The 24,211-nt window shown below is 68.5% G+C and carries 22 protein-coding genes; 16 read left to right on the plus strand and 6 right to left on the minus strand.

Annotated elements, in window-relative coordinates; all coding sequences use genetic code 11:
• Positions 1-51: 51 nt before the first annotated feature.
• The 5 genes from FG94_RS25055 (at position 52) to FG94_RS25075 (ending at position 6,207) form a co-directional block, all read left to right on the plus strand.
• Positions 52-510 carry a universal stress protein gene (locus FG94_RS25055; protein WP_036217428.1) on the plus strand — a complete coding sequence of 153 codons (459 nt, stop codon included), beginning with the start codon at positions 52-54 and terminating at the stop codon, positions 508-510.
• A gap of 16 nt (positions 511-526) precedes the next feature.
• On the plus strand, positions 527-1,666 hold the full coding sequence (locus FG94_RS26310; RefSeq protein ID WP_051997092.1) for a GGDEF domain-containing protein: 1,140 nt from the start codon (positions 527-529) through the stop codon (positions 1,664-1,666).
• Complete coding sequence (locus FG94_RS25065; RefSeq protein WP_036217431.1) at positions 1,663-4,224, plus strand: HAD-IC family P-type ATPase; 2,562 nt, start codon at positions 1,663-1,665, stop codon at positions 4,222-4,224. Before FG94_RS26310 ends, FG94_RS25065 begins: the two co-directional genes overlap by 4 nt.
• Positions 4,225-4,294: 70 nt before the next feature.
• Positions 4,295-5,131 carry a universal stress protein gene (locus FG94_RS25070; protein ID WP_036217437.1) on the plus strand — a complete coding sequence of 279 codons (837 nt, stop codon included), beginning with the start codon at positions 4,295-4,297 and terminating at the stop codon, positions 5,129-5,131.
• A gap of 20 nt (positions 5,132-5,151) precedes the next feature.
• On the plus strand, positions 5,152-6,207 hold the full coding sequence (locus FG94_RS25075; protein ID WP_036217440.1) for an NAD(P)-dependent alcohol dehydrogenase: 1,056 nt from the start codon (positions 5,152-5,154) through the stop codon (positions 6,205-6,207).
• A 16-nt stretch (positions 6,208-6,223) separates the two neighbouring features.
• Here the strand turns inward: FG94_RS25075 and FG94_RS27755 are convergent, their stop codons facing one another.
• Positions 6,224-6,718 (minus strand): universal stress protein, encoded by a 495-nt coding sequence (locus FG94_RS27755; RefSeq protein WP_051997093.1) that lies wholly within the window; start codon positions 6,716-6,718, stop codon positions 6,224-6,226.
• A gap of 111 nt (positions 6,719-6,829) precedes the next feature.
• On the opposite strand from FG94_RS27755, the gene FG94_RS25085 reads away from it, so the two are divergent.
• On the plus strand, positions 6,830-7,906 hold the full coding sequence (locus FG94_RS25085) for a PEP-CTERM sorting domain-containing protein (RefSeq protein WP_036217442.1): 1,077 nt from the start codon (positions 6,830-6,832) through the stop codon (positions 7,904-7,906).
• Here the strand turns inward: FG94_RS25085 and FG94_RS25090 are convergent.
• Positions 7,903-8,178, minus strand: a complete 276-nt coding sequence (locus FG94_RS25090; protein WP_036217443.1) for a DUF1971 domain-containing protein — start codon at positions 8,176-8,178, stop codon at positions 7,903-7,905. The two genes, FG94_RS25085 and FG94_RS25090, sit on opposite strands and share 4 nt — an antisense overlap.
• Positions 8,179-8,188: 10 nt before the next feature.
• Entirely contained in the window at positions 8,189-8,563 is a 375-nt protein-coding gene (locus tag FG94_RS25095; protein WP_036217444.1) for a group III truncated hemoglobin, read from the minus strand.
• 102 nt (positions 8,564-8,665) lie between these two features.
• Between FG94_RS25095 and FG94_RS25100 the strand changes: the two genes are divergently transcribed.
• From FG94_RS25100 to FG94_RS25110, 3 genes are all read left to right on the plus strand, one after another.
• The gene (locus FG94_RS25100; protein WP_036217446.1) at positions 8,666-9,568 is read left to right on the plus strand and encodes a LysR family transcriptional regulator; all 903 of its coding nucleotides are present in this window, start codon (positions 8,666-8,668) and stop codon (positions 9,566-9,568) included.
• A 99-nt stretch (positions 9,569-9,667) separates the two neighbouring features.
• Entirely contained in the window at positions 9,668-10,453 is a 786-nt protein-coding gene (locus FG94_RS25105; RefSeq protein ID WP_036217448.1) for a dioxygenase, read from the plus strand.
• 70 nt (positions 10,454-10,523) lie between these two features.
• Positions 10,524-10,949 carry a DoxX family protein gene (locus FG94_RS25110; RefSeq protein WP_036217450.1) on the plus strand — a complete coding sequence of 142 codons (426 nt, stop codon included), beginning with the start codon at positions 10,524-10,526 and terminating at the stop codon, positions 10,947-10,949.
• On the opposite strand, the gene FG94_RS25115 is transcribed toward FG94_RS25110, so the two are convergent.
• Together FG94_RS25115 and FG94_RS25120 are read right to left on the minus strand one after the other, a co-directional pair.
• Positions 10,942-11,337, minus strand: coding sequence for an STAS/SEC14 domain-containing protein (locus FG94_RS25115; protein ID WP_036217453.1), 396 nt, complete (start codon positions 11,335-11,337; stop codon positions 10,942-10,944). The genes FG94_RS25110 and FG94_RS25115 overlap by 8 nt on opposite strands.
• Before the next feature lie 24 nt (positions 11,338-11,361).
• A complete protein-coding gene (locus FG94_RS25120; protein WP_036217456.1) occupies positions 11,362-12,249 on the minus strand; it encodes a LysR family transcriptional regulator in 888 nt (295 codons plus the stop codon).
• Positions 12,250-12,365: 116 nt separating this feature from the next.
• On the opposite strand from FG94_RS25120, the gene FG94_RS25125 reads away from it, so the two are divergent.
• The 4 genes from FG94_RS25125 to FG94_RS25140 all read left to right on the plus strand — a co-directional run bounded on the left by FG94_RS25125 (position 12,366) and on the right by FG94_RS25140 (position 17,727).
• On the plus strand, positions 12,366-13,007 hold the full coding sequence (locus tag FG94_RS25125) for a trimeric intracellular cation channel family protein (protein WP_036217458.1): 642 nt from the start codon (positions 12,366-12,368) through the stop codon (positions 13,005-13,007).
• Positions 13,008-14,804: a penicillin-binding protein 2 gene (locus tag FG94_RS25130; protein WP_051997094.1), complete on the plus strand. Its 1,797-nt coding sequence runs from the start codon at positions 13,008-13,010 to the stop codon at positions 14,802-14,804.
• Positions 14,805-14,899: 95 nt separating this feature from the next.
• Positions 14,900-16,204 carry a glycoside hydrolase family 28 protein gene (locus FG94_RS25135; protein WP_051997096.1) on the plus strand — a complete coding sequence of 435 codons (1,305 nt, stop codon included), beginning with the start codon at positions 14,900-14,902 and terminating at the stop codon, positions 16,202-16,204.
• Between the two features lie 5 nt (positions 16,205-16,209).
• The gene (locus tag FG94_RS25140) at positions 16,210-17,727 is read left to right on the plus strand and encodes a family 43 glycosylhydrolase (protein WP_036217683.1); all 1,518 of its coding nucleotides are present in this window, start codon (positions 16,210-16,212) and stop codon (positions 17,725-17,727) included.
• A gap of 1 nt (position 17,728) precedes the next feature.
• Here FG94_RS25140 and FG94_RS25145 read toward each other — a convergent pair whose 3' ends face one another.
• Positions 17,729-18,532 carry a ThuA domain-containing protein gene (locus FG94_RS25145; RefSeq protein ID WP_036217461.1) on the minus strand — a complete coding sequence of 268 codons (804 nt, stop codon included), beginning with the start codon at positions 18,530-18,532 and terminating at the stop codon, positions 17,729-17,731.
• Positions 18,533-18,772: 240 nt separating this feature from the next.
• Here FG94_RS25145 and FG94_RS25150 point away from each other — a divergent pair, with 240 nt between their 5' ends.
• The 3 genes from FG94_RS25150 to FG94_RS25160 all read left to right on the plus strand — a co-directional run bounded on the left by FG94_RS25150 (position 18,773) and on the right by FG94_RS25160 (position 24,210).
• The gene (locus FG94_RS25150; protein ID WP_051997097.1) at positions 18,773-21,664 is read left to right on the plus strand and encodes a TonB-dependent receptor; all 2,892 of its coding nucleotides are present in this window, start codon (positions 18,773-18,775) and stop codon (positions 21,662-21,664) included.
• An 81-nt stretch (positions 21,665-21,745) separates the two neighbouring features.
• On the plus strand, positions 21,746-23,098 hold the full coding sequence (locus tag FG94_RS25155; protein WP_036217688.1) for an MFS transporter: 1,353 nt from the start codon (positions 21,746-21,748) through the stop codon (positions 23,096-23,098).
• 161 nt (positions 23,099-23,259) lie between these two features.
• Positions 23,260-24,210, plus strand: coding sequence for a family 43 glycosylhydrolase (locus tag FG94_RS25160; RefSeq protein ID WP_036217463.1), 951 nt, complete (start codon positions 23,260-23,262; stop codon positions 24,208-24,210).
• Position 24,211 lies beyond the last annotated feature (1 nt).

Genomic DNA, 24,211 nt, shown 5'->3' on the forward strand with positions numbered 1-24,211 from the left:
GCGAGGACAGACTGGTCCTCAACCGTTCGTCCACCCTGTCTGGAGATTGCCATGTACCGACGTATCCTGGTCCCGACCGACGGGTCGCCCGTTTCCGAAGCGGCGGTCGATGCCGCCATCGAGTTCGTTTACGGCCGCGAGGGCAGCGAGATCGTGGCGCTGTCCGTCGCAGTTCCCGAACCCACCTTCCAGTCGCTCGAAGGCGCCATGGCCTACGATCCGGGCCTGCAGATGGACGTGCTGCTGGAGCATGCCCAGCGCTATGTCGATGCCATCGCCGCGCGCTGCGCCAAGGCGGGCGTGGCCTGCACGGCGCTGACCTGCAGCGCGCTCGACCCCGCCGAGGCGATCGCCGATACCGTCCGCGAGCAGCAATGCGACCTGATCGTCATGGGTTCGCACGGCCGGCGCGGCCTGAGCCGTCTGCTGGCCGGCAGCGTGACCCAGGCCGTGCTCGCAGGCGCGCCGGTGCCGGTCATGGTCTTGCGGCCAGCCGCCGGCGCCGGCTAAGAGCGGCCACGTGCAGATGGGGAAACAGCGTCCGGCCGCATCTCCATTCCGGGCCGCGCGCCTGACCGGCGCGCTCGCGCCCGACGACGAACGCGAATTCGGCCTGGCGCTCGACCGCAGCCTGTCCGGCATGCTGCCGGCGCTCGGAGGCTTGTTCGGTCTCGGCGTGCTGCTGTTCAGCGCATGGGACTACTGGATCTCTCCCCAGCAGGCCGCCACCACTGCGCTAATCCGGCTGGGCCTGGTCCTGATCGGCGCCATCGGCTATCGGGACTGGGACGGGCGCATCCCGCTCGCCTGGCGCTGTGCCCTGGTCTACATCACCCATGCCGGCGCAATGATCCTCAGCGCCGCCCTGCTGCCCGATGGCCTGTTGCTGGCGCTGCCGGCGATCACGGGGGTGATGTTCCCGCTGGCCCTGGTCGAACCGCGCCTGCTTCGCTTGTCCGCGCTGGCCCTGGTGCCGAGCCTGCTATTCCTCGGGTTGGCGGCAGCGCAGTTGCCGGAGCCGGCCTTCGCCAGCAGCGTGCTGGCCTACCTCGTGATGCTCGGCCTGGTGGCGGAGGTGGCGCGCTTCCAGGGACGGCTGGTGCGAAGGAATTTCCTGGCCGAGCGCGCCTTGCGCCATGCAGCCCGCCACGACAGCCTGTGCGGGGTGCTGGCGCGAGGCTACCTGCTCGAACTGGCCAGCCACGATATCACCCTGGCGCGGCGCTACGGCCATCCGCTGGCGATCGCCATGCTCGACATCGATTTCTTCAAGCGCGTCAACGATACCTGGGGCCATCCGGTCGGCGACGCGCTCCTGCGCGCGGTCAGCCAGGCATGCGCGGACTTGCTGCGCGCCAGCGATTACTTCGGCCGGGTTGGGGGAGAGGAGTTCGTGTGCGTCATGCCCGAAACCACGGTCGAGGAAGCCCTCGCCTGCGCCGAGCGCATGCGAACGGCAGTGGGCGCGATCCGCCTCGCGATTCCTCGGGGCGAAGTGCGCTGTACGATCAGCATCGGGGTCGCCGGCCTGGCCCCCGGGCATGCCGGCGTCGAGGATCTGCTGGCCGACGCCGACGCGGCGCTGTATCGGGCCAAATCGAACGGCCGCGACCGCGTCGAGCTGGCGCGCGAGACCCTGCCGGCCTCCGAAAGGGAGACCCCATGAAAGTCGAGCCCGGCGCCGCCGCCCCTGCGGGGCTGGACAGCGAGGAAGCCGCGCGGCGCCTGGCGCGCGACGGCCCCAACCAGCTGCCCGACAGCGGCGGGCGGCGCTGGCGCCGCATCGCGCTCGATGCCGCGCGCGAACCGATGTACCTGCTGCTGGTCGGAGCCGCGGTCCTGTACCTGGTGCTGGGCGAACCCTTCGAAGGGGCCTTCCTGTTCGGGATGGTGGTCCTGATGCTGTGCATGACGCTGTACCAGGAGGGCCGCACCGAGCGCGCCCTGCAGGCGCTGCGCGAGCTCGGCGCGCCGACTGCCCTGGTGTGGCGCGACGGCAGCGCCCGGCAACTGCCGGCCGCCGAACTGGTCGAAGGCGACCTGGTCGAGCTGGGCGAAGGCGACCGGGTGCCGGCCGACGGCCTGCTGCTGGCGGCGGCGGGCCTGCAGGTGGACGAGTCGTTGCTGACCGGCGAATCGGTCCCGGTCGGCAAGCTGCCCGCGCCGCAGGGCGGCGCAGGAGCGGACCGCCCGCAGGCGCCCGGCGGCGCCGACCTGCCGTGGGTGTATTCCGGCACGCTGGTGGTGCAGGGGCATGGCCTGGCCCGGGTCAGCGCCACCGGCGTGCGCAGCGAGATCGGCCGCATCGGGGCGGCGCTGGGCGGCATCGCGCCGCCGCCCGGGCGCCTGCAGCGCGAGACCAGGGCCCTGGCGCGCCGCTTCGCGATCCTGGGTGGCGCCGTCAGCGCCGCACTGGTCCTGCTGCTGGTGCTGCGCGGCCAGGATCCCTTGCAGGCGCTGCTGGCCGGCATCGCCTTGTCGATGTCCATGTTGCCGGAAGAGTTCCCTGTCATTCTGACCGTGTTCCCGGCCATCGGCGCCTGGCGGCTGGCGCGCAGCCAGGTGCTGACCCGGCGCCTGGCGGCGATCGAGATTCTGGGCTCGACCTCGGTGCTGTGCGTCGACAAGACCGGCACCCTGACCGAGAACCGGATGGCGGTGGCGCAGCTGTGGCGCGACGGCAGCCTCCATGACGGACCTGCCGGGCACGCAATGGCCGCGCCGCACCAGGAGCTGCTGGCCTGCGCGCTGCGCGCCAGCCGGGCGCTCGGCAGCGACCCGATGGAGGCCGCGTTCTGGCGCCTGGCCGCCGATGCGCTGCCCGATGGCGGGGCGCTGGCGCCCGGCTGGACGCTGGTGCACGAGTACGGCCTGACGCCGCAGCGGCCGGCGCTGGTGCAGGTCTGGGATTGCGGCGATGGCCGCCTGCTGGTCGCCGCCAAGGGGGCGCCCGAGGCGATCGTGGCGATGTGCGGCGCGCCCGCGCCCGCGGGTGCGGCGCTGCTCGAGGCGGCCGCGCGGATGGCGGCGGCCGGCCTGCGGGTGCTGGCGGTGGCGCGCGCGTGGACCACTGCCGGGGCCCGGGCCATGCCGGTCGAGCCGGCCGCCTTCGGCCTCGAGCCGCTCGGTCTCGCCGCGCTGGCGGATCCGCTGCGTCCCGACATTCCCGCCGCCGTGGCGGCCTGCCGCGGCGCCGGCCTGCGCGTCGTGATGATCACCGGCGACCATCCCGAGACCGCGCGCGCGATCGCGCGCCAGGCCGGGCTCGACGCGGGAGCGCCCGACGCGGTGCTGACCGGCGCCGCGATCGCCGCGCTCGACGCCGCCGGGCTGGCGCGCCGCCTGGCCGCCACCGACGTCTGCGCCCGCGTCGCCCCGCAGCAGAAGCTGCGCATCGTGCAGGCGCTCCAGCAGGGCGGCGCGGTGGTCGCGATGACCGGCGACGGGGTCAACGACGCGCCGGCGCTGCGCGCCGCGGACGTGGGCGTCGCCATGGGCCGGCGCGGCACCGACGTCGCGCGCGAAGCCGCCGAACTGACCCTGCTCGACGACCGCTTCGCTTCGCTGGTCGAGGCCATCGCGACGGGCCGGCGGATCTTCGGCAACATGCGCAAGTCGATGTGCTACGTGATGGCGATGCATGTCCCGATTGCCGGCATGGCGCTGCTGCCCGTGCTGCTGGGCTGGCCGGTCATGCTGTACCCGCTCCATATCGTGTTCCTGGAATTGGTGATCGACCCCGCCTGTTCGCTCGCCTTCGAGAACGAACCGGCCGAGGCGGACCTGATGCGGCGCCCGCCGCGCGCGCCCGGCGAGGCCCTGTTCGGGCGCGCGGCCGTCGGCAGTGCGCTGGTCCAGGGCGCCTGGGTGCTGGCCTTGCTCGTGGCACTGTATGCCTGGGCGCTCGCATGGCTGCCGGAACCGGAGGCGCGCGGCGCCGCCTTTGCCGCGCTGGTGCTGTGCAACCTCGCACTACTGCTGTCGAACCGCCAGCTCGACGGTGTCGGGAGCACGCTGCGGGTCGCCAACCCGGTGTTCTGGGCGATCGCCGGCGCGGCGCTGCTGCTGCTCGCGCTGGCGCTGTTCGTGCCGGCGCTGGCAGGGCTCCTCGACCTGGCCCCGCCGCCGCCGGCCGCGCTGGCCGCCGCCCTCGGCATGGCGCTGCTGGCGCTGGCCGGACTGGAGCTGCGCAAGTGGATGGCGGCACGAACCAGGGTTGGTTGATCCGGTCAAAAGACAGGGGCGAGGCGGGTCGCGCGACTGCGCTTGCGGCCTCGGGCACAGGAGGAGATCGATGAGCTATCGGACCATCGTCGTGCATGCCGACGAATCACGTCACGCGCCGCAACGACTCCGCGTCGCGGCCTGGCTGGCCGGGGAACACGGGGCGCACCTGCTGGGTGTCGCCGCCATCGGTGTTTCGCGCGACGTTTTCCCCCACGGCTACAAGGTGGTGCCGGGCAGCCTCGAGGCGAGCTACTTCGCTCCCCTGCACGACGCGGCAGGGCGCGCGCTCGCGCAGTTCGCCACGCTGGCGGGGGACGCCGGCGTGGCGTTCGAACAACGCCTGGTGTGCGACCTCCCGAGCGAAGCGCTGGCGCGGCTGGGACGCTTCGCCGACCTGGTGGTGGTCAGCCAGGACGACCCGGACGAAGCCTTGAGCGAGACCGTGGTGCGCATCCCCGAATACGTGGCTTTCACCTGCGCGCGCCCGGTGCTGGTCGTGCCCTGCGCCCCGGCCCTGCCCGGTCCCTTGCGCCATGTGCTCGCCGCCTGGAACGGCAGCAAGGAGGCGGCGGCCGCGCTACAGGCCGCGCTGCCGCTGCTGCGGCGCGCCGCGCGCGTGAGCGTCGTTGCCTTCCGCGCGCCCGGCGACACCGAGCTGGGCGAGCCGCAGCACCAGGCCGACCTTGCCGCCTTCCTTGCACGCCACGACGTCCAGGCCCGGATCATGGCGGTCGAGCGCGGCCTCGACGGCGGGCAGGCACTGCTTGGGCTGGCGGCGCAGGAGGGCTGCGACCTGCTGGTCATGGGCTGCTACGGCCATTCGCAATTCCGCGAGCTGTTCCTAGGGGGCGTCACGCGCTACGTGCTGCAGAACGCGCGCTTGCCCGTCCTGATGGCGCACTGAACCAGCGGCAGGAGGATCCCATGGAAATGATGAAAGCGGCAGTCTTACTCGGCCCCGGCCGGATCGCGCTGGAGCGCAAGCCGGTGCCCCGGGCCGGTCCCGGCGAAGCGGTGGTCAAGGTGACGATGACGACCATTTGCGGCACCGACGTCCATATCCTGAAAGGCGAGTATCCGGTCGCGCCGGGCCTGACCATCGGCCACGAGCCGGTCGGCGTGATCGCCCAACTCGGCCCTGGGGTGGAGGGCTACACGCTCGGCCAGCGGGTGGTGGTGGGGGCGATCACGCCTTGCGGCCAGTGCCATCCCTGCGTAGAGGGCCACCAGTCCCAGTGCGGCGGACATGCGCTCGGCGGCTGGCGCTTCGGCAACACGATCGACGGCTGCCAGGCCGAGTACGTCCGGGTGCCGTTCGCGATGGCGAACCTGTCTCCGGTACCAAGCGGATTGAGCGACGAGCAGGTGCTGATGTGCCCCGACATCATGAGCACCGGCTTCGGCGGCGCCGAGAACGGCGCGATCCGCATCGGCGACACCGTGGCGGTCTTTGCCCAGGGGCCGATCGGCCTGTGCGCTACCGCCGGGGCGCGCCTGCGCGGCGCCAGCCGCATCATCGCGGTCGACACGGTGCCGGCGCGGCTGGAGATGGCCAGGCGGCTGGGGGCCGACCACGTGATCGACTTCCGGCAGGCCGATCCGGTCGAGGCCATCCTCGCACTCACCGACGGGCAGGGCGCCGACGTCACGATCGAGGCCCTGGGCACCCAGCAGACCTTCGAAAGCTGCCTGCGCGCCCTCAAGCCGGGCGGCACGCTGTCGAGCCTGGGCGTGTATTCGGGCAAGCTGGGCCTGCCGGTCGACGCCTTCGCCGCCGGCCTCGGCGACCACAAGCTGGTCACGACGCTGTGCCCCGGCGGCAAGCACCGCATGCGTCGGCTGATGGACATCGTCGCCCAAGGCCGCGTCGACCTGCGGCCGCTGGTGACCCACCGCTTCCCGCTCGAGCGGATCGAGGAAGCCTACGACCTGTTCGCCAACCAGCGCGACGGGGTGCTGAAAGTGGCGATCGTGCCCTGAGGCGGAAAGCCGCCGCTCAGGACGCGACGCCCTCGATGAAGTCGGGCTGCGACGCTTCACGCGGGTCGCGCAAGAGGAGCACCGGGATGCTGGAATTGGCCAGCACGTACTGCGCCACGCTGCCGACGAACAGGCGGTTCGCGTCGTTCGGCCCGTGCGTGCCCATCACGATGAGGTCGCAGCCATGTTCTTCCGCGACCCGGATGATGTCGGGGCCGGGCGCCGAAGCCAGCGGCGTCTCGGCATCGCAGCTGACGCCGGTCTGGCGGGCGATGTCCAGCACCGTTTCGACGTGGGCCTGGGCGGCCCGGCGGGCGCGTGCGAATTCCGCCTGGGCGCATTCGTTGTCCGGTGCGGCCTTGCCGCTTTCCGGCCGGTGGAACTGCGGTTGCGCCACCGAGACCGCGACGATGCGTCCGGCGCCCGAGCGGGCGAGCAGGGTGCCCATCTGGGCGGCGCGGACGGCCAGATCGGAGCCATCGGTGGCGATACAGACGCGTTCGAGGAACATGGTGTGGTCCTTTCGTCGTGCGTGTGGACAGGATCGAAAATACTCGAAAGGTGGGCTTCGATGCAAATCAAATATGCAGGGCGGCGCAGGCAAGCGCCGCGGGCGGCTGATATGACGAGGACGACCTGGCGCTGCGCCTGCGCCGCCGCACTGCTGGGCACGCTGCCCCAGCTGGCCACCGCGGCGCCCGATTATTTTTCCTGGACAGGGGCGGGCAGCAAGTACGCCCGCGCGCTCGCACTGAACAACCAGGGACATTACGCGGTCAATAGCTTCGGACCGGAAACGCCTTATCAGGGCGCCGGGATCATCCGCCAGCGCTTCGCGGAATCGGTCGGCGGCCTGGGCGGCTACATCACCCAGGTCCGCGCGCTCAACGACCTCGACCAGGCCGTGGGACTGTCGACCACGGCCACGGGCGAGGACCATGCCTTCCTGTATGCGGAAGGTCACATGCAGGACCTGACGGCCCGCTACGGCATCCAGGATGCGCGCGACATCAACAAGCGCGGCGAGATCGCAGCGCGCAGTCCGGATTTCCGCGCCGCCGTACTCAGGGACGGGGTGGTCGACATCGTCGGTCCCGAGTACAGCGGCCCGGGCGACATCAACGAGCGCGGAGAGGTGCTGGTCAGCTACGACGTCTACGACAACGGATTCGGATCCCGCACCGCCGTGTACAGCCAAGGGATGCTGACCGAGCTGCCACGCGTCGGCGGCAGCCCGGTGTCCGGCCAGGCCATCAACGACGCCGGCTGGGTGACCGGCTACTTCACCCAGGCCGACGGCCGCAACCACGCCTTCCTCTGGGACGGCGACACCTACTTCAACCTGACGCCCCGGGCCCGCAACGGCTTCGCCTACGACATCAACAATCTCGGCCAGGTGGTCGGCGTCGCGGACGGCCGCGCCTTCCTGTATGCCGACGGCCGGCTGATCGACCTGAACACCCGCATCGACCGCGACGCCGACCTGTTGCTGATCGCGGCCGACGAGATCAACGACCGCGGCCAGATCCTGGCGCACCGCTGCGACCGCACCGGCGTGTTCTGCTACGGCTCGGTGCTGCTCGACCCGGTGCCGGCGGTGCCGGAACCGTCAACGCTGGCGATGCTGCTGGCGGGGCTGGGCCTGGCCGCGGCGCTGCCGCCGGGCCGCGCGCTGAGGCGCAGGCGAACGGCCGCTTAGCGGTGGAACTCCACGCAGAAGCGCACCGGCCCTGCGATGTCGACATGGTGCGGCACGCCCGGTTCGACGATGCCCGGCGTCCCGGGCGCGAGCACGTGTTCTTCGGCCTCCGGCGCCTCGATCACATAGCGCAGGCTGCCCTCGTGGACGACGATGCGGCCCCAGACGCCGGCCGCGGTGCTGTGCGCGCGCCGCAATCCCGCCGGCACCGTGTCCTGGTCGAACACCGGCGTGCTCTTGTAGTGATCCAGCCCGGCGGGCAGGTGTTTCATGATGCTCCCCTCAAGCCACTTCGACGCGGCCGAAATAACCGTATTGCAGGCTGGCGGCGATGCGCCGGGCCGCCGCCAGGAAGGCGTCGGCGGTTTCCGTCGCGAACAGCCGCCGCGCATGCGCCTCGAACAGGCCGAGCCAGCGCCGGAAATGCTCCGCCTCGATGCCCTGCAAGCCCATGTGCTTGCCGTAGACATTGCCCTTGAACTCGCTACTCGACAGCATGACCGAACACCAGAAGTCCACCATGCGCTCGAGGTGGGCTTCCCAGTTGGCGCCGATGGCGCCGTCGAATACCGGCTGCAACAGCTCGTCGCGCCGGATATCGGCATAAAAATCCCTGACCAGCATGCTGATCGATTGGCGGTTCGGTTCGTGATACATATCGTGCGGCTCCGGTGTACGGCCACATTGTGGCAGAACCGGCGGGTTCAGGCGAGATGTGCGGGTAGAATCGCCCTCATCATTGCAGACCAGGAAAGATGGATGACCGACAGGTTCGAGGAAATGCGCGTGTTCGCGGCCGTGGTCGAGGCGGGCGGCTTCACGGCGGCCGCGGCGCGGCTCGGGATGTCGAAGGCGGCGGTGTCGCGCCACGTGGCCGAGCTCGAGGAGCGCCTCGGCGTGCGCCTGCTGCACCGGACCACGCGCCGGCTCTCGACCACCGCGGAAGGCGAGCTGTTCCACGCGCGCTGCCGCGAACTGCTGGACCGGCTCGAGGAAGCGGAAGCCGAGCTCGGATCGGGCAGTACCACGGCCCAGGGCGTGGCCAGGGCCAATGTGCCGCTCAGCTTCGGCCTGATGCACCTGGCGCCGCTGTGGCCGCGGCTGCTGGAGCGCCATCCCGGACTGGAACTCGACGTCAGCCTGTCGGACCGGGTGGTCGACCTGGTGGACGAGGGCTACGACCTGGCCGTGCGGATCGGCCAGCTGCCCGCGTCGTCGCTGGTGAGCCGGCGGCTTGCCTCGACACGGCTGGTGGCCTGCGCCGCGCCGGCCTACCTGGCCGCGCATGGCGCGCCGGCACGGCCGGCCGAGCTGGCGCGCCATGCGGTGATCGGCTACAGCCTGTTCGCGTCCGGCGACACCTGGAGCTTTTCCGGCCCCGCGGGCGAGGAATCCGTGAAGGTGCAGCCGCGCATGCGCACCAACAATGGCGACACCTGCCGCGCCGCCGCGCTGGCAGGGCAGGGCATCATCCTCCAGCCCAGCTTCATGGTCGGCGCCGACCTGGCCGAGGGCCTGCTGGTGGAACTGATGCCAGGCTGGCGCTCGATCGCGCTGGGCATCTATGCGGTCTATCCTTCGCGTAAATTCCTGGCGCCGAAGGTGCGGGTGATCATCGATTTCCTGGTCGAGGCATTCGCGGATCCGCCCTGGCGCGATTAAGACGATTGTTCCTGTAAGTGAAACAGTCCTATCCGCTCAAGCCTATTTATCGGCGCTGCATAAGACAATAAGATGGGGTCTTTCATGAGGAGAGACACCATGCCCCGCCTTCCCGCCCTGTTCATTTCCCACGGCTCGCCCATGCTGGCGCTGCAGGACAGCCCGGCGCGCCGCTTCCTCGAACAGCTCGGCGCAACGCTGCCGCGTCCGCGCGCGGTGCTGGCCGTGTCGGCGCACTGGGAGACCATCGGCGCCCCGGCCGTGAGCCTGGCGCAGCAACCCGCCACCATCCACGACTTCGGCGGCTTTCCGCGCGCCCTGTTCGAGATCCGGTATCCGGCGCCGGGAGCGCCCGGCCTGGCCGAACGCGCCCTTTCCCTGCTGGAGCAGGCCGGCATCCAGGCCGGACGCAGCGCCGGGCGCGGGCTCGACCACGGCGCCTGGGTGCCCCTGCGCCTGATGTATCCCGATGCCGACGTGCCGGTCACCCAGCTCTCGATCCTGCAGGGCGGCGATCCCGCCGCCCACCTGCGCATCGGCCAGGCCCTGGGCGCGCTGCGCGACGAAGGCGTGCTGGTGCTGGCCTCCGGTTCGCTGACCCACAACCTGCACGAATACCGGGGCCAGGCGGTCGAGGCGCCGGCGCCCGCGTGGGTGGAAGACTTCGCCCGCTGGATGCAGGCCTCGCTCGAGAACGGCGACCAGGCCGAGCTGCTGGACTACCGCCGCCGCGCCCCGAACGCGGTACGCAACCATCCGACCGACGAACACCTGCTGCCCCTGTTCGTCGCACTGGGTGCGGGCGGGCCGCAAGCGCGTGCCACCCGCCTGCACGCGAGCGTGGAACACGGGGTGCTGGCGATGGACGCCTATGCATTCGAATGAAGCGAACGGTGCGCCCGCGAATCGGTCGAAGGGCGATGATGTCAAGACAACTCATCCGGAAGGAGTGATCATGCAAACCACGAACCTTGCACCCCGTAGCATGGACGAGGAAGGCAAGCTGCTGCTGCGCGCGGCGCTTGCGGTCATGCTGCTGTTCCATGGCTTTTCCAAGCTGGTCGGCGGCATCGGCCCGATCACCGGCATGGTCGAAGGCGCCGGCCTGCCGGGGGTGTTCGCCTACGGCGTGTACGTCGGCGAAGTGGTGGCGCCGATCCTGATACTGGTCGGGCTGTTCACCCGCGCGGCGGCGCTGGTGGTGGCGGTCAACATGATCGTGGCGGTGCTGCTGGCCCATACCGCGCAGTTCTTCACGCTCAACGACACCGGCGGCTGGGCGCTCGAACTGCAGGGCATGTTCCTGGCCGCGGCGCTGGCGGTCGCGCTGCTGGGCGCCGGCCGCTACAGCCTGGGCGGCACGGCCGGGCGCTTCAACTGAGCGGGATCTGCGGCGGCTCGTCGAGCCAGCGCAGCGCCGCCGCGAGGTCGTTGTAGAACACCCGGTAGCTGCCTTCGCCCAGTTCGCCGAAGGCGATCCGGGCCCGGTAGGCGATGCGGGTATTGGCGACCAGGATCGCCCGGCGCAAGGGCAGGGGGCCGTAGCGCTCCCAGGCGCGCGACTCCAGGTCCTGCTGCACCAGGGCGATGTCGACCGAGGGGACGTCCATTTCGAGCGAGTCGTACAGCACCTTCACCTGGCGGGTATCCTGCACCAGCGCGATGACGCGCCGCTGGCATTCCTCGAGCAGCGCTGCGGTGCAGGCGCCGCGAATGCGCGCGATGATGATGTCGCCGACCGGCTCGACCCACAGTTGTTGCGTATCCATTCTTTGCTCTCCTAAGTTCCAGCTTCAGTCCTGCAGCAGCCCGGCCGCGAAGGCGCGAAACGCCGGCAGCAAGGGCTTCTCGGTGCGGCCCGCCAGGGTGACGCAGGCGAAGCGCGCCCTGGCGTCCAGGCGCGGACGGAGCGGCAGTTCGGCCAGGCCGCCGGCGCGCGCGGCCGCTGCCAATCCCAGGAACAGGGCCTGCGAGCGGCCGACCGCATCGACCAGGCTGGCCACGTCCTCGCACTGCAGGGTGACCATCCGTTCCGGCAGGGCCGCCGGCCCGTAGGCGGCCACCAACAGGCGCGCCACTTCGTCCGACAGAGGCGTGGAGGCGACCGGAAAGGCCAGCAGCTGCTCCAGCGTGAGCGTGTCGTGCGCCAGCAAGGGATGGCCCGGGCGGCAGGCGAAACAGGTGCGCAGCTCGCCGAGCGGCGCGGCCACCAGGTCCTCCGCCGGAGCGATGCTGTGCGCGTCCGCGACCAGGGCGTCGAGCTGGCCGGCGCGCAGCTGCACCAGCTGCTGCGCCAGCGGCCCGCGCGTGATGCCGAGCTTGACCCCCGGGTGCCGTTCGGCCATGTGGCACAGCAGCGGCGCCATCAGCATGGCGGCCGGACCCGATCCCATGCCGATGCGCAGCGCGCCGCCCGCGCCCTGGCGGAAGATATCGGCGCTGCGCGCCAGCTCGCCCGCATCGCGCACCAGGCGGCCGGCGCGCGTCAACACATGACTGCCCAGCGGCGTGAGCTCGATGCGCTTGCCGATGCGGTCGAACAGCGGCGCCCCCAGGTCGTCCTCGAGCGCCTGGATGCTGCGGCTCAGCGCCGGCTGGGTGATGAACAGGCGCTCGGCCGCGCGGCTGAAGGAGCGCGCTTCGGCGACCGCGATGAGATGTTCCAGCTGCTTGATGTTCACGTCCCGCTCCCATGCACTCGATGCATCAATATGGCAAGAATAATGCATTGGACACATCGATAGCCGCATCGTACCATGCCCCGCACCGAACTCCGCCATCCTGTCGACCCCCGAGAATGAGCCTGCTCCACACGATCTACCTGGTCGCCATCGCGGCCGAAGCCGCGTCCGGCGCCCTGATGGGCATGCGGCGCCGCATGGACCTGTTCGGCCTGTGCGTGGTCGGCACCGTCACCGCGCTGGGCGGCGGCACCATCCGCGACCTGCTCATCGGCCACTACCCGCTTGGCTGGGTCGCGCATCCCGAATACCTGGCCTTCACCGTCGGCGCCGCGATCGCGGCGGCGCTGCTGGCGCGCCGCATGCATCGCCTCAAGACCGCTTTCCTGTGGCTGGACGCGCTCGGCCTGGTGGCCTTCACCGTGATCGGTCGCGACGTCGCCGCGTCCACCGGCGCGCACTGGGTGGTGGTGATCCTGATGGGGATGGCCACCGGCGTGTTCGGCGGCCTGCTGCGCGACGTCCTGTGTAACCAGGTGCCGCTGGTGCTGCAGCGCGACCTGTACGCCACGGTGTCCCTGGCCACCGGGGTGCTTTACCTGGGCTTGCTGGAGCTGGGCGTGGCCGCCGGTGTCGCCACCAGCGCCGCGATCGCGGCAGGCTTCGCCCTGCGCCTGCTGGCGCTGCGCTTCGGCCTGGCCCTGCCGGTGCTGGAAGCCGACACCAGCAGCTTCGACGAGCCGCGGGAGCACGGCTAGATGGGCGAGACCGGCCGCGTCGCCGCCGGCAAGGGCCACGCCTTCAGCGCCAGCCCGGTGCTGGAGAGCCGCCTGCCGGCCTGGCGCTCGCGCCTGCTGCTGCTGGTGCTGTTCGCCGCCTTCGCGACCCTGGCCGGGCGCGCGGTCTGGCTGCAGCTGTGGTCCGACGAATTCCTGCAGAAGCAGGGCGCGGCCCGCTATGCCCGCACGCTGGAGCTGCCGGCCACCCGCGGGCGCATCCTCGACCGCAACGGCGAGGTGCTGGCGCTGTCGCTGCCGGCGCGCGCGGTGTGGGCGATTCCCGCCGAGGCGCGCGGCGCCCAGCCTGCGCAACTGGACGAACTGGCGCGCCAGCTCGGGCTGAGCCGGGCGGAAATCGACGCCCGGCTCGACTCGCGGCGCGGCTTCGTCTACCTGAAGCGCCAGGTCGACCTGGCCACCGCCGGACGGGTCCAGGCGCTCGGCATCGCCGGCATCCACACCCACAAGGAGAGCCGCCGCCACTATCCGCATGGGGCCTTGACGGCGCACGTGGTGGGCTTCAACGACGTCGAGGACCAGGGACAGGAGGGCATCAAGCTGGCGCACCAGGCCAGCCTGGGCGGCACGGCCGGCAGCCGCCGCGTGATCCGCGATCGCCTCGGGCGCATCGCCGAGGACGCGGGCGGGCGCCTGCCGGCGCGCGACGGCCGCGACCTGGCGCTGGCGATCGACGGCCGTATCCAGCATGCGGCGCGCAGCCACCTGAAGGCGGCGGTCGAGCGCCACCAGGCGGCCGCCGGCGCCATCGTGGTGCTCGACGTGGGCAGCGGCGAGGTGCTGGCGCTGGCCAACCTGCCGGACTACGACCCGAACGAGCGCAAGGGCCTTACCGGCGCCCAGCTGCGCAACCGGGCCCTGACCGACATCTACGAGCCGGGCTCGGTGATCAAGCCCTTCACCATCGCGCTGGCCCTGGAGAAAGGCCTGGCCACGCCCGACACCCTGGTGGAGACCGCCCCCGGGCGCCTCACCATCGGCCGCGCCACCATCCGCGACGCCAGCCGGCACGACACCCTGACGGTGGCCGAGGTGCTGCAGAAGTCCTCCAACGTCGGCACCGTCAAGCTGGCGCTGCAGATGCCGGCGCAAGACATGTGGTCGATGCTGATGCAGGTCGGCTTCGGCCAGCCGCCGCAGCTGGGTTTTCCCGGCACGGCGGCCAGCAGCCAGCGCCCGCACCGCTCCTGGAAGCCGATCGAGCAGGCCACCATCAGCTATGGACACGGCATGGCGACCTCCTTGATGCAGATGGCGCAGTCCTACCTAGTGTTCGCGCGCGACGGCGACATGGTGCCGCTCAGCCTGTTGAAAGTGGACGAGCCGCCGGCCGCACGCCCGGTGCTGTCGAGCGCCAGCGCGGCCGCGGTGCGCGCCATGATGGAGCGCGCCACCTGGCCGGGCGGCACCGCGCCGCGCGCGCGGGTGCCCGGCTACCGGGTGGCGGGCAAGACCAGCACCGCGCACAAGCCGGTGGGAGGACGCTACACCAAGCGCTACATCGCCGGCTTCGTCGGTCTTGCGCCGGTGTCGCGGCCGCGCATCATCGTCGCGGTGATGATCGACGAGCCGACCGAGGGCGGCTACTTCGGCGGGCGGGTGGCGGCGCCGGTGTTCGCCAGCGTGGTCCAGGATGCGCTGCGCACGCTCGACGTCGCGCCGGACGCGCCGGTAGAGGACATCCTGCGGGCGCCGATCGAGGCCGCGGACGAGGACGCGCTTGCCCCCGCAGCCGCCGAGAAGCAATCAACAATGTGATTATCCCGGCGGCGGCTAGAGACTGATTCCCGGTTTTCGTCTATACCTTGGGGGCCGCATCGGCGGCCCACGAAACAGGAGATCAGGAAGCCAGCATGCCAAACCGTCTTTCCACCCGCCGCGCCTTGACGCTGTCCTTACTCTCGGCTCCCCTGTGGGGCTGCGCTTCGCCGTCCACGCCCGCGCCGGCGCGGCGCACTTCGATCACGGAGTTCGGCGCCGTCGCCGATGCCGCCACGGTCAACACCGCGGCCATCCAGAAGACCATCGACCACGTGGCGGCGCAGGGCGGGGGCACCGTGGTGGTCCCCAGCGGCGTGTTCGTCAGCGGCGCGCTGTTCTTCAAGCCCAAGGTCAACCTGCACCTGGACGAGGGCGCGGTGCTGCGCTGCTCGACGGACCTGCGCCACTTCCCGGCCGGCCGCACCCGCATCGAGGGGCACTTCGCCCCCAACTTCAATCCGGCGCTGATCAATGCGAACGGCTGCGACGGCTTGCGGATCAGCGGGTCCGGCACCTTCGATGGCGCCGGCCGGCCGATCTGGGACCTGTTCTGGAAGCTGCGCAATGCCGCACCCGATCCGCACAATTTCAAGAACATCGGCATCCCGCGCGCCCGCCTGGCCCTGATCGAGCGCTCGAAGGACGTCAGCATCGAGGGCGTCACCTTCAAGGACTCCCAGTTCTGGAACCTGCACCTGTACCGCTGCCAGCAGGTCACGGTACGCAATGCCCGCTTCGTGGTGCCCGAGGACTACCACCAGGCGCCCAGCTCCGACGGCATCGACCTGGACAGCTGCCAGCACGTGCTGGTCGAAGGCTGCTACTTCTCGGTGACCGACGACTGCATCGCCGCCAAGGGTTCGAAGGGGCCGTTCGCGATGGAGGACAAGGACAGCCCGCCGGTAATCGGCATCCGGGTACGCAATTGCGAGTTCCGGCGCGGCCACCACATGCTGGCCCTCGGCAGCGAGGCGACCCTGGTGCGCGACGTCCTCATCGAGGATTGCCGGGTCACGGGCAAGGTGGACAGCCTGGCCGTCTTCAAGCTGCGCCCGGACACGCCGCAGCACTACGAGAACATCCACTTCAGGAACATCACGGTCGACAACTCCGGCGGCCAGATCGTCACGATCCAGCCCTGGACGCAGTACTTCGACCTGAAGGGCGCGCCGCCGCCGAAGTCGATCGTGCGCAACATCAGCCTGGTGGGCATCCGCGGACGCCTCAAGGCCTTCGGGACGATCAAGCCGAATCCGGGACAGACATCGATCAGCGACGTCTTGCTGAAGGACTTCGACGTGCGACTGGAGGGCGACAAGTTCGATACGGCGGATGTCGCCAATCTGCGGCTGGAGAACGTGGTCGTCAACGGCAAGCGGGTAGCGACTCATCAATGAGCTTCATGAATCCACGCCGTGATTTACAAATCCTGCTCATATGTGCAGGGCTCTGCGGCCTGGCGCCGATCGCCTGCGCCGCCGAATCGACCATCCGCAACGGCGTCTTCTGGAAGGACACGTCCGGCACGCCGATCTACTCGCAGGGCGGCGGCATCCTGAAAGTGGGCGACACCTACTACTGGTACGGCGCCAAGTACGCCGAGGCGGTCAGCTACGCCAGGGCGCCGACGCCGAAGCCCAATAGCGCCAACCCGACGTTCAGCGCAGTAACGGCCTACTCGTCCACCGACCTGGTCAACTGGAAGTTCGAAGGCGAGGTGCTCAAGGCGGGTGCGGCGGGCAAGATGTTCGACAAGCCAGGCTGGGTCGGACGCCTGGGCGTGGTCCACAACAAGCGCAGCGGCAAGTACGTGCTGCTGACCCAGTACGGCAGCCGGGAAAACGGCAGCGGCGTGCTGTTCGCCACCAGCGATTCGCCCACCGGGCCCTTCGCTTATGAGCGCCTGCAGACCCGGATCGACCGGGTCGCCACGCCGACGTCGGGCGACCAGACCGTGTTCGTCGACGACGATGGCCAGGCCTGGCTGGTGTTCAGCAGCGGGGGCGACCGGCGCAAGCTGTACGTGGCGCCGCTGCGCGCCTCGGACTTCCTGGCCGTGGAACCGGCCACCCTGGTGCATTCGGCGCCGGCCGGCGGGCGCGAAGGCAATGCCATGTTCAAGTACAAGGGCCTGTACTACTTCTGCTCGTCGGACCTGCACGGCTGGAACGCCTCGCGCAGCTTCTACATGACCGCGACCAGCATCACCGGCCCCTACACGCCGGAGCGGCTGATCGAGGGCACCGAGGCCGATTTTTCGCACGTGTCGCAGAACGGCTTCTTCGTTCCCGTGCAGGGCAGCGAAGGCACGACCGTGCTGTACGCGGGCGACCGCTGGAGCAACTACGCCGCCAACGGCATCGGCTACAACATCTGGGCGCCGCTCTCCTTCGAGGGCGATAAACCGGTGTTCAACTCGCTCAGCGAATTTAGGCTCGATGCCGCCAAGGGCAGCTGGTCGGTCGGCAAGGGCAACAACTACGTGCTCAATCCCGGCTTCGAGGCTGACCGCGTCACGCAAACCAGCGTGGCCGGCTGGCGCACCAGCTGGACCAGCCTGAAAGGCGCCGCGCCGATCGTGAACACCCTGGATGGCCGCAACAGCCGCTGGGCGCTGGTGCTGAGGCATGCCGATCCGAGCATGGGCAGCGCGATCCAGGACATCAAGCTGCCGAACGGCAGCTACACCCTGCGGGCCTGGGTCAGGAGCAGTGGCGCCCACGGCGTGGCGCGCCTGTTCGTCAGCGGCCACGGCGGACCGGAAATCGCGCATGTCTTTACCGGGGCGCTCGGTGACTGGACGCAGGTCACGCTGCCCGGCATCGACGTGCGCAAGGGCAGCGTACAGGTCGGTGTCTACACCGAGGGCAAGGACGGGCAGTGGCTGATGCTGGACGACGTCAGCCTGGTCCGCGACTGAGTCACAGCCTGCCGACCGCCCACAGCACACCGCGCGCGACCAGGTCGAGGTAGCGCGGGTCTTCCATCTCGGCCGCGTTGTGGGCCAGCGTGGTGCTGAACACACGCGTGCGCTGCGGTCCGTACAGGTGGGTCCAGGCCACCGTATACACCTTGGCGCGGTCCGCTTCGATGCTCGATTCCGGCTGCGTCCCGGTCAGCACCGGCGTCACGCCGAAGTTGCTCAGGTTGTTGTACAGCTCGTCCCTGCCGGTCGTGTAGGGCACGAATCCCTTCACGATCGGATGCTCCTTGGCGGCCAGGCTCAGGCGGATCGGCGACTGCGGCCCGTGGCCGCTGGACTGGATGCCGGTGAACTCGAACCAGCGCGCATTGGCGTCGCCGGCCTTCACTGGCCGGCGCCAGTCGCCCGAGCGGTAGGAATGCATCGCGCAGTGCAGGTTCACGGCCGGGATGCCCTTGCGGTGCGGCGCCAGCACGGCGTCGAGCGCTTGCGCGCTGTCCTCGTCGGCCGCGCATTCGTTGTGGATCACCACGTCGTAGCCGTCGGCGTAGCCCGGATTGCCGTAGATGGGCAGCGCCGGACGCGTCGCCTGTTCTCCGGGCCTGGGATCGTGGTAGACGTGGCTGACTTCGGCCGGCATGCGCTCCTTCAGCGCCCGTTCCAGCACTGCGCGCTGGCGCGGATAGTCATGGCAGCAGCCGCCGCTGACGATCAGCACCTTGACCGGCCTGGGCGCCTCGGCATGCGCCGCGGGGAGGGTGGAGAAGAAGAGTGCGGCGGCGCCGGCGATCGGTTTGAGCATGATGTCCTTCTTGTTCGGATGAGCAGACAGGCTTGCATGGTAGCGAGTCAAGGCAGCGCGTGCGCATGGCCAGGCAAGCAATCACGATTGTGATTGCCCGGCCGATACATGTTTTGGTATCGGATTGGCCAAAAATATGATTGGAATGCTCTCGATGCAGCGCCTACCATTCCTGTCGAGCATGTAATAACAGCAAAGCCGCGGCACAGCGGCCATAACGACAACGACATCAGGAGACGTATGAAACGCACATCATTCGGCCGCGCCGCGGCCAGTACCGGTCACGCCTTCACACTTCGCGCCACGGTCGCCGCACTGGCCGGAGCAGGCCTGATGAGCGCCGCCACGGTTGGCGCCCAGGAAATCTCTCCCGCGGCCGACACGACGGAGCCGAGTGATACGCAGACCGTGGTCGTCACCGGCGTCAGGGCATCGCTCATCAAGAGCCTGGCGATCAAGCGCATCAGCGACCAGGTGGTGGAATCGGTCGTTGCTGAAGACATCGGCAAGCTTCCCGATAACAATGTCGTCGAAGCGCTGCAGCGCGTGACCGGGATCCAGGTCACCAACCGCGCCGGCGGCGAAGTCGGCGCCTTGTCGATCCGCGGCCTGCCCGACGTCCAGACCACCTGGAACGGCCGTAACATCTTTACCGCCTCGGGCACCCAGGTCGCGCTCCAGGACATTCCCTCGACCCTGGTGCGCCAGATTGACGTGTACAAGACGCGCGACGCCAGCCAGCTGGAAACCGGCATTGCAGGCCAGATCGACGTCAAGTCGCTGCGGCCCTTCGATTTCAAGGGGCCGCAGGTGTCGATCTCGGCGCGCGAAACCTATCTGGATCCCGCGAAAAAGTGGAACCCGCAGCTCAGCGCCATGTTCAGCAACCGCTGGGAAACCGGCATCGGCGAGGTTGGCGCCCTGGTCAACCTGGCGGCCACCCAGACGCGATATCGCAATGAAAGCGTGACGCCGGGCGCCATGGTGCCGTTCACCAGCCCGAATGCGGCCGAAGTGCCGCCAGGGTATACGCCCTTGCAGCGCATCTTCGACAACAACATCTGGGCGCCCGGAACCCGTACCGGCTTGCCGATGGCAGCCGGTTCGACCCTGAATTTCGACGGCAAGGCCTATCCGTATTACCTGGCGCGCGACGCCATCTTCCAGAGCGACGTCCAGGGTGAGCGCAAGCGTCCCGCCGCGAATATCGCCTTGCAGTGGAAACCGAACAGCGATGCGGTCTACACCTTCGAATCGATGTACAACGGTTATCGCGACAAGGCGTTCAACCAGCTGCTGTTCAGCTTTGTCGACTGGTGGGGCGATTTGGGCAGCAACCCGGCGGGAACGATCACGACTTTCCCGGGTACGAACGTCATCAAGACCCGCAAGGTCAACAACGTCTATGGCTTCAACAGCGGCGACTACACCACCTCGAAAACCGATTCCTTCGTATATGCCCTGAACGGCAAGTGGAATGTCGGCGAGCGTCTGAAGCTGGACGGTGATCTGTCCTACCAGACGAGCGAGTTCGACACGCAATTCACCGCCACCCGGATCGATCGCGTGGCGCCGTCCATCGACGTCGACTTCAATGCCGGCGGCGATACGGCCTTCCGCTTCAATAACAATGCCGACCTGGTCGACCCGAGCAAGTGGAATGTGGCGGAATTCTACGACAACGCCAACCGCAACAAGGGCAGCGCCGCCACGGCCACGCTGGCGGGCGTGTTCGATGCCGACTGGGGCGCGCTGCAGACGCTGCAGTTCGGCGTGCGCCACGACGTGCGCAAGGCGTCGGAAGCCAACCGGACCCAATCGGCCTTCCTGGGCCGCAACCTTGCCTCGCTGGGACCGCAGTATGCCATTACCAACTCGAACTTCGGCACCGACATCTCGGACGTTCCGCGCTCATGGCTCGAACCCAATGCTTATTACATCCGGGACAATATCGACGAGTGGCGCAAGCTGTATCACTCGGTCAACAGCAACTTCCTGACCACGGACCAGCTGCGCCTGCAGAAGACCTTCGAGATCGAGGAAAAGACGAGCAACCTCTACCTGATGGGGAATTTCCAGAGTGAGCTGTTCGGCAATCGCCTGCGCGCCAATGCCGGCGTGCGCTACACCAAGGTCGATACCGACATGACCTTCTACAAGGTCGATGCCACTACCCGGGCGGTCACGCCGTCCGGCGCCGACAAGTCGACCAGCAAGTTCCTGCCCAGCCTGACCCTGACCTACGATGCGGCCAAGGACGTCGTCACGCGCTTCAACTTCGGCAAAACCCTGCGCCGCCCGAACTTCGGCGACCTGAATCCCGTCCTGCAACTGGCCGACGACGTGTCGCGGGTGGGTTATGGCTCGGGCACCGGCGGCAATCCGGACCTGAAACCGACGCTCTCGACCAACTTCGACCTGACCGGCGAGTGGTACTTCCAGAAAGACAGCGCGCTCTACGGCACAGTGTTCAAGCGCAAGATCGACGGCCTGGTCGTGCCCCTGCGCCGCAAGATCCACGTCGACCCGGCGGACGACCCGTTCCGCAACTCGACCTCGGGCGGCGACCATACCAACGGCTACGACTACGTCATCAACTCGCCGGTCAACGCCTCCGACGGCACCATCAAGGGCGTCGAGCTGGGCTTGATCTACTTCCCGAAGTGGCTGCCAGGCCCGCTGGACGGCCTGGGCTTCCAGGGCAGTTTCACCAAGCTCAGCTCGTCGCAGAACGTTCCCGAGGCGAATAGCGCCGGTGAGATCATCGCCCAGCTCGAGACGCCGTTCTTCGGCGTGTCCGACCGCTCGTACAACGCCACCCTGGCTTACGAAAAGGGCCCGGTCAGCGCGCGCCTGTCCTATGTCTGGCGCTCCGCCTTCCTGGCCGCCAACGAAGCTGCCCTGTTTGCCAATCCGATCGGTATCTGGCGCCAGCCCGAGAAGAGCGTGGACATGCAGGTGTCCTACAAGGTCAACGACAGGATGTCGGTCGATGTCGGCGCCATCAACCTGACCAACGAAATGCAGCGCCAGTACTACCACTTCGGCAATGCGGGTAACGAGCAGCTGACCAATTTTGGTACCGTGCAGGTCGGACGTTCGGTCTCGGTCGCCTTGCGCTGGAAGATGTAAGCCGCAAGCGATGTAGTAGAAGCAGGGGCACTGCAGGATGGATTCCGGCAGTGCCCCCGGGTCGTTCGGAAGGGAATGCACATGCACACACAAAAACTCTCCACCCTCGAAAAAGCGGGTTTCGGCGCCGGTGACATGGCGCTCAACGTGGTGATCTCGTCGATGATGCTGATCATTACCTTCTTCTACACCGACATCTACGGCATCCACACCGCCGACCTGGCGGCCCTGTTCGTGGCCGTCAAGGTGGTCGGCGCCGTGGCCGACCTGGCGATGGGGCAGGTGACCGACTCGGTGCTGACGCGCTGGGGGCGCTACCGGCCCTGGCTGCTGCTGCTCGCCGTACCCTACGGCCTGAGCGTGTTCCTGGTGTTCTCCACGCCCGACTGGGGCTATGACGCCAAGCTGGTCTGGGCCTATTCGACCTACATCCTGATGACCCTGATGACGGCGGGTGTCGGCATTCCCTATATCTCGCTGATCAGCGGCCTCACCTCCGACCCGCAGGAACGCCTGTCGGCCAACGGCTACCGCCTGTTCTTTGCCAAGATCGGCGCCTTCATGGTGACCATCATCGTGCCGATGCTAGCCAGCTGGTGGGACCCCGGGAACCAGGCCGCCGGCTACCAGGCCGCGATGGCGGTGATGGCCGCGATGGGCGTGCTGCTGTTCCTGCTGTGCTTCTTCACCACCACCGAGCGCGTCGTCCACAAGGTCGAGAAGCAGCCCTTGATGGACCAGGTGCGCGTGCTGATGCAGAACGACCAGTGGCTGATCCTGTGCGCCGTGTGCGTGACCGGCACCATCGGCTACGTGATCCGCGGCTCGGTGGCGATCTACTACGCCAAGTATTACCTGGGCGGCGACACGGCCACCGTCTCGGCCTTCCTGTCCACGGGCGTCGCGGCGGCGATCCTGGCCATGGTGGTGTCCACCTGGACCACCAAGTTCTATTGCAAGGTCAAGCTGTTCCGCAACACGCAGATCCTGGTCGCCGTCATCAGCCTCCTGATCTACTTCCTGGTCAAGCCGGGCGACATCGTCCTGGCCTTCGTCCTGTACTTTATCCTGTCGCTGGTGGTTGACCTGCACGCGCCGGTGTTCTGGTCGGCGATCGCCGAGACCATCGACTACGGCCAGGTCAAGACCGGCAAGCGCGTGTCCGGCTTCGCTTTCGGCGGCATCTCGGTGTGCCAGAAGGCCGGCATGGCGATCGCGGGCGGCATGGTGGGGATCCTGCTGGATTACTTCCAGTACCAGCCCAACCAGGAGCAGTCGGCGCTGGCGCTGCAGGGCATCGCCCTGATGCTGTCGGTGATCCCGGGCTTCTTCCACTTCCTGATGGGCGTGCTGATGTTCAAGTACCGCATCAGCGACAGCTATTACGACACGGTGAAGGCCGATATGCGCACCGCGGGCTACGTCGCCGGCTGACATGCGTTGACCGCGTGGGCGTTCGTAGTTATGGCCATTGGCCAGAACTACCCCGCCCACCCTACAACGGCGCATTCCCGTAGGGTGGGCGGGGGGAAATAGTCCAGTGGACTATTTTCCCGCCCACGCGGTGATAAGCAAACTTTGAAACGAGATTAACGATGCAAGAAACCATTCTGAAACCCCTGATCGAGCAGCGCGCCGATCCCTATATCTACAAGCACGACGACGGCTTTTACTACTTCACTGCCTCGGTGCCGCAATACGACCGCATCGAGCTGCGCCGCGCCAGCACCATCGCCGGCCTGGCGCAGGCCCGGACCGTGGACGTCTGGACCAAGCCCGACACCGGCCCGTACTGCGAACTGGTGTGGGCGCCGGAGATCCATTTCAACCAGGGTGCCTGGTACATCTATTTCGCCGCGGCCCCGAGCCGCGAGATCAAGCACAAGCTGTTCCAGCACCGCATGTACGCGATCCGCAACCGGAATGCCAATCCGCTCGAGGGCGAATGGGAATTCATGGGCCAGGTCGACACCGGCATCGACAGCTTCTGCCTGGACGCCACCACCTTCACCCACAAGGGCCAGTTGTACTACCTGTGGGCGCAGAAGGACCACGACATCGAAGGCAACTCGAACCTCTACATCGCGCCGATGAAGACCCCGTGGCAGATCGAGGGCAAGCCGGTCATGCTCAGCAAACCCGAGTTCGACTGGGAGACGCGCGGCTTCTGGGTCAACGAAGGCCCGTCGGTGGTGCGCCGCTACGGCAGGATCTTCATCAGCTACTCGGCCAGCGCCACCGACGAGAATTACGCGATGGGCCTGCTGTGGGCGGACCAGGACGCCGACCTGCTCGACCCACGCTCCTGGACCAAGTCGCCCGAGCCGGTGCTGCGCACCTGCTACGAGCACGGCATCTACGGCCCGGGCCACAACAGCTTCACCTATGCCGAAGACGGCGAGACCGTGATGCTGGTCTACCACGCCCGCACCTATACCGAGATCGTCGGCGATCCGCTGTGGAACCCGGACCGCCACACCTTCGTGAAACCCCTGCGCTGGGACGCGGACGGCATGCCGGTGTTCGGCCGCCCATCGACCAACTGAG

It is taken from the genome of Massilia sp. LC238 (genome assembly GCF_000735635.1).
GTDB lineage: Bacteria > Pseudomonadota > Gammaproteobacteria > Burkholderiales > Burkholderiaceae_D > Telluria > Telluria varians.

Coding starts and splice junctions, on each gene's coding strand:
- FG94_RS25055 (WP_036217428.1), top strand. CDS start 52: ATGTACCGACGTATCCTGGTCCCGACCGACGGGTCGCCCGTTTCCGAA.
- FG94_RS26310 (WP_051997092.1), top strand. CDS start 527: ATGGGGAAACAGCGTCCGGCCGCATCTCCATTCCGGGCCGCGCGCCTG.
- FG94_RS25065 (WP_036217431.1), top strand. CDS start 1,663: ATGAAAGTCGAGCCCGGCGCCGCCGCCCCTGCGGGGCTGGACAGCGAG.
- FG94_RS25070 (WP_036217437.1), top strand. CDS start 4,295: ATGAGCTATCGGACCATCGTCGTGCATGCCGACGAATCACGTCACGCG.
- FG94_RS25075 (WP_036217440.1), top strand. CDS start 5,152: ATGGAAATGATGAAAGCGGCAGTCTTACTCGGCCCCGGCCGGATCGCG.
- FG94_RS27755 (WP_051997093.1), bottom strand. CDS start 6,718: ATGTTCCTCGAACGCGTCTGTATCGCCACCGATGGCTCCGATCTGGCC.
- FG94_RS25085 (WP_036217442.1), top strand. CDS start 6,830: ATGACGAGGACGACCTGGCGCTGCGCCTGCGCCGCCGCACTGCTGGGC.
- FG94_RS25090 (WP_036217443.1), bottom strand. CDS start 8,178: ATGAAACACCTGCCCGCCGGGCTGGATCACTACAAGAGCACGCCGGTG.
- FG94_RS25095 (WP_036217444.1), bottom strand. CDS start 8,563: ATGTATCACGAACCGAACCGCCAATCGATCAGCATGCTGGTCAGGGAT.
- FG94_RS25100 (WP_036217446.1), top strand. CDS start 8,666: ATGACCGACAGGTTCGAGGAAATGCGCGTGTTCGCGGCCGTGGTCGAG.
- FG94_RS25105 (WP_036217448.1), top strand. CDS start 9,668: ATGCCCCGCCTTCCCGCCCTGTTCATTTCCCACGGCTCGCCCATGCTG.
- FG94_RS25110 (WP_036217450.1), top strand. CDS start 10,524: ATGCAAACCACGAACCTTGCACCCCGTAGCATGGACGAGGAAGGCAAG.
- FG94_RS25115 (WP_036217453.1), bottom strand. CDS start 11,337: ATGGATACGCAACAACTGTGGGTCGAGCCGGTCGGCGACATCATCATC.
- FG94_RS25125 (WP_036217458.1), top strand. CDS start 12,366: ATGAGCCTGCTCCACACGATCTACCTGGTCGCCATCGCGGCCGAAGCC.
- FG94_RS25130 (WP_051997094.1), top strand. CDS start 13,008: ATGGGCGAGACCGGCCGCGTCGCCGCCGGCAAGGGCCACGCCTTCAGC.
- FG94_RS25135 (WP_051997096.1), top strand. CDS start 14,900: ATGCCAAACCGTCTTTCCACCCGCCGCGCCTTGACGCTGTCCTTACTC.
- FG94_RS25140 (WP_036217683.1), top strand. CDS start 16,210: ATGAATCCACGCCGTGATTTACAAATCCTGCTCATATGTGCAGGGCTC.
- FG94_RS25145 (WP_036217461.1), bottom strand. CDS start 18,532: ATGCTCAAACCGATCGCCGGCGCCGCCGCACTCTTCTTCTCCACCCTC.
- FG94_RS25150 (WP_051997097.1), top strand. CDS start 18,773: ATGAAACGCACATCATTCGGCCGCGCCGCGGCCAGTACCGGTCACGCC.
- FG94_RS25155 (WP_036217688.1), top strand. CDS start 21,746: ATGCACACACAAAAACTCTCCACCCTCGAAAAAGCGGGTTTCGGCGCC.
- FG94_RS25160 (WP_036217463.1), top strand. CDS start 23,260: ATGCAAGAAACCATTCTGAAACCCCTGATCGAGCAGCGCGCCGATCCC.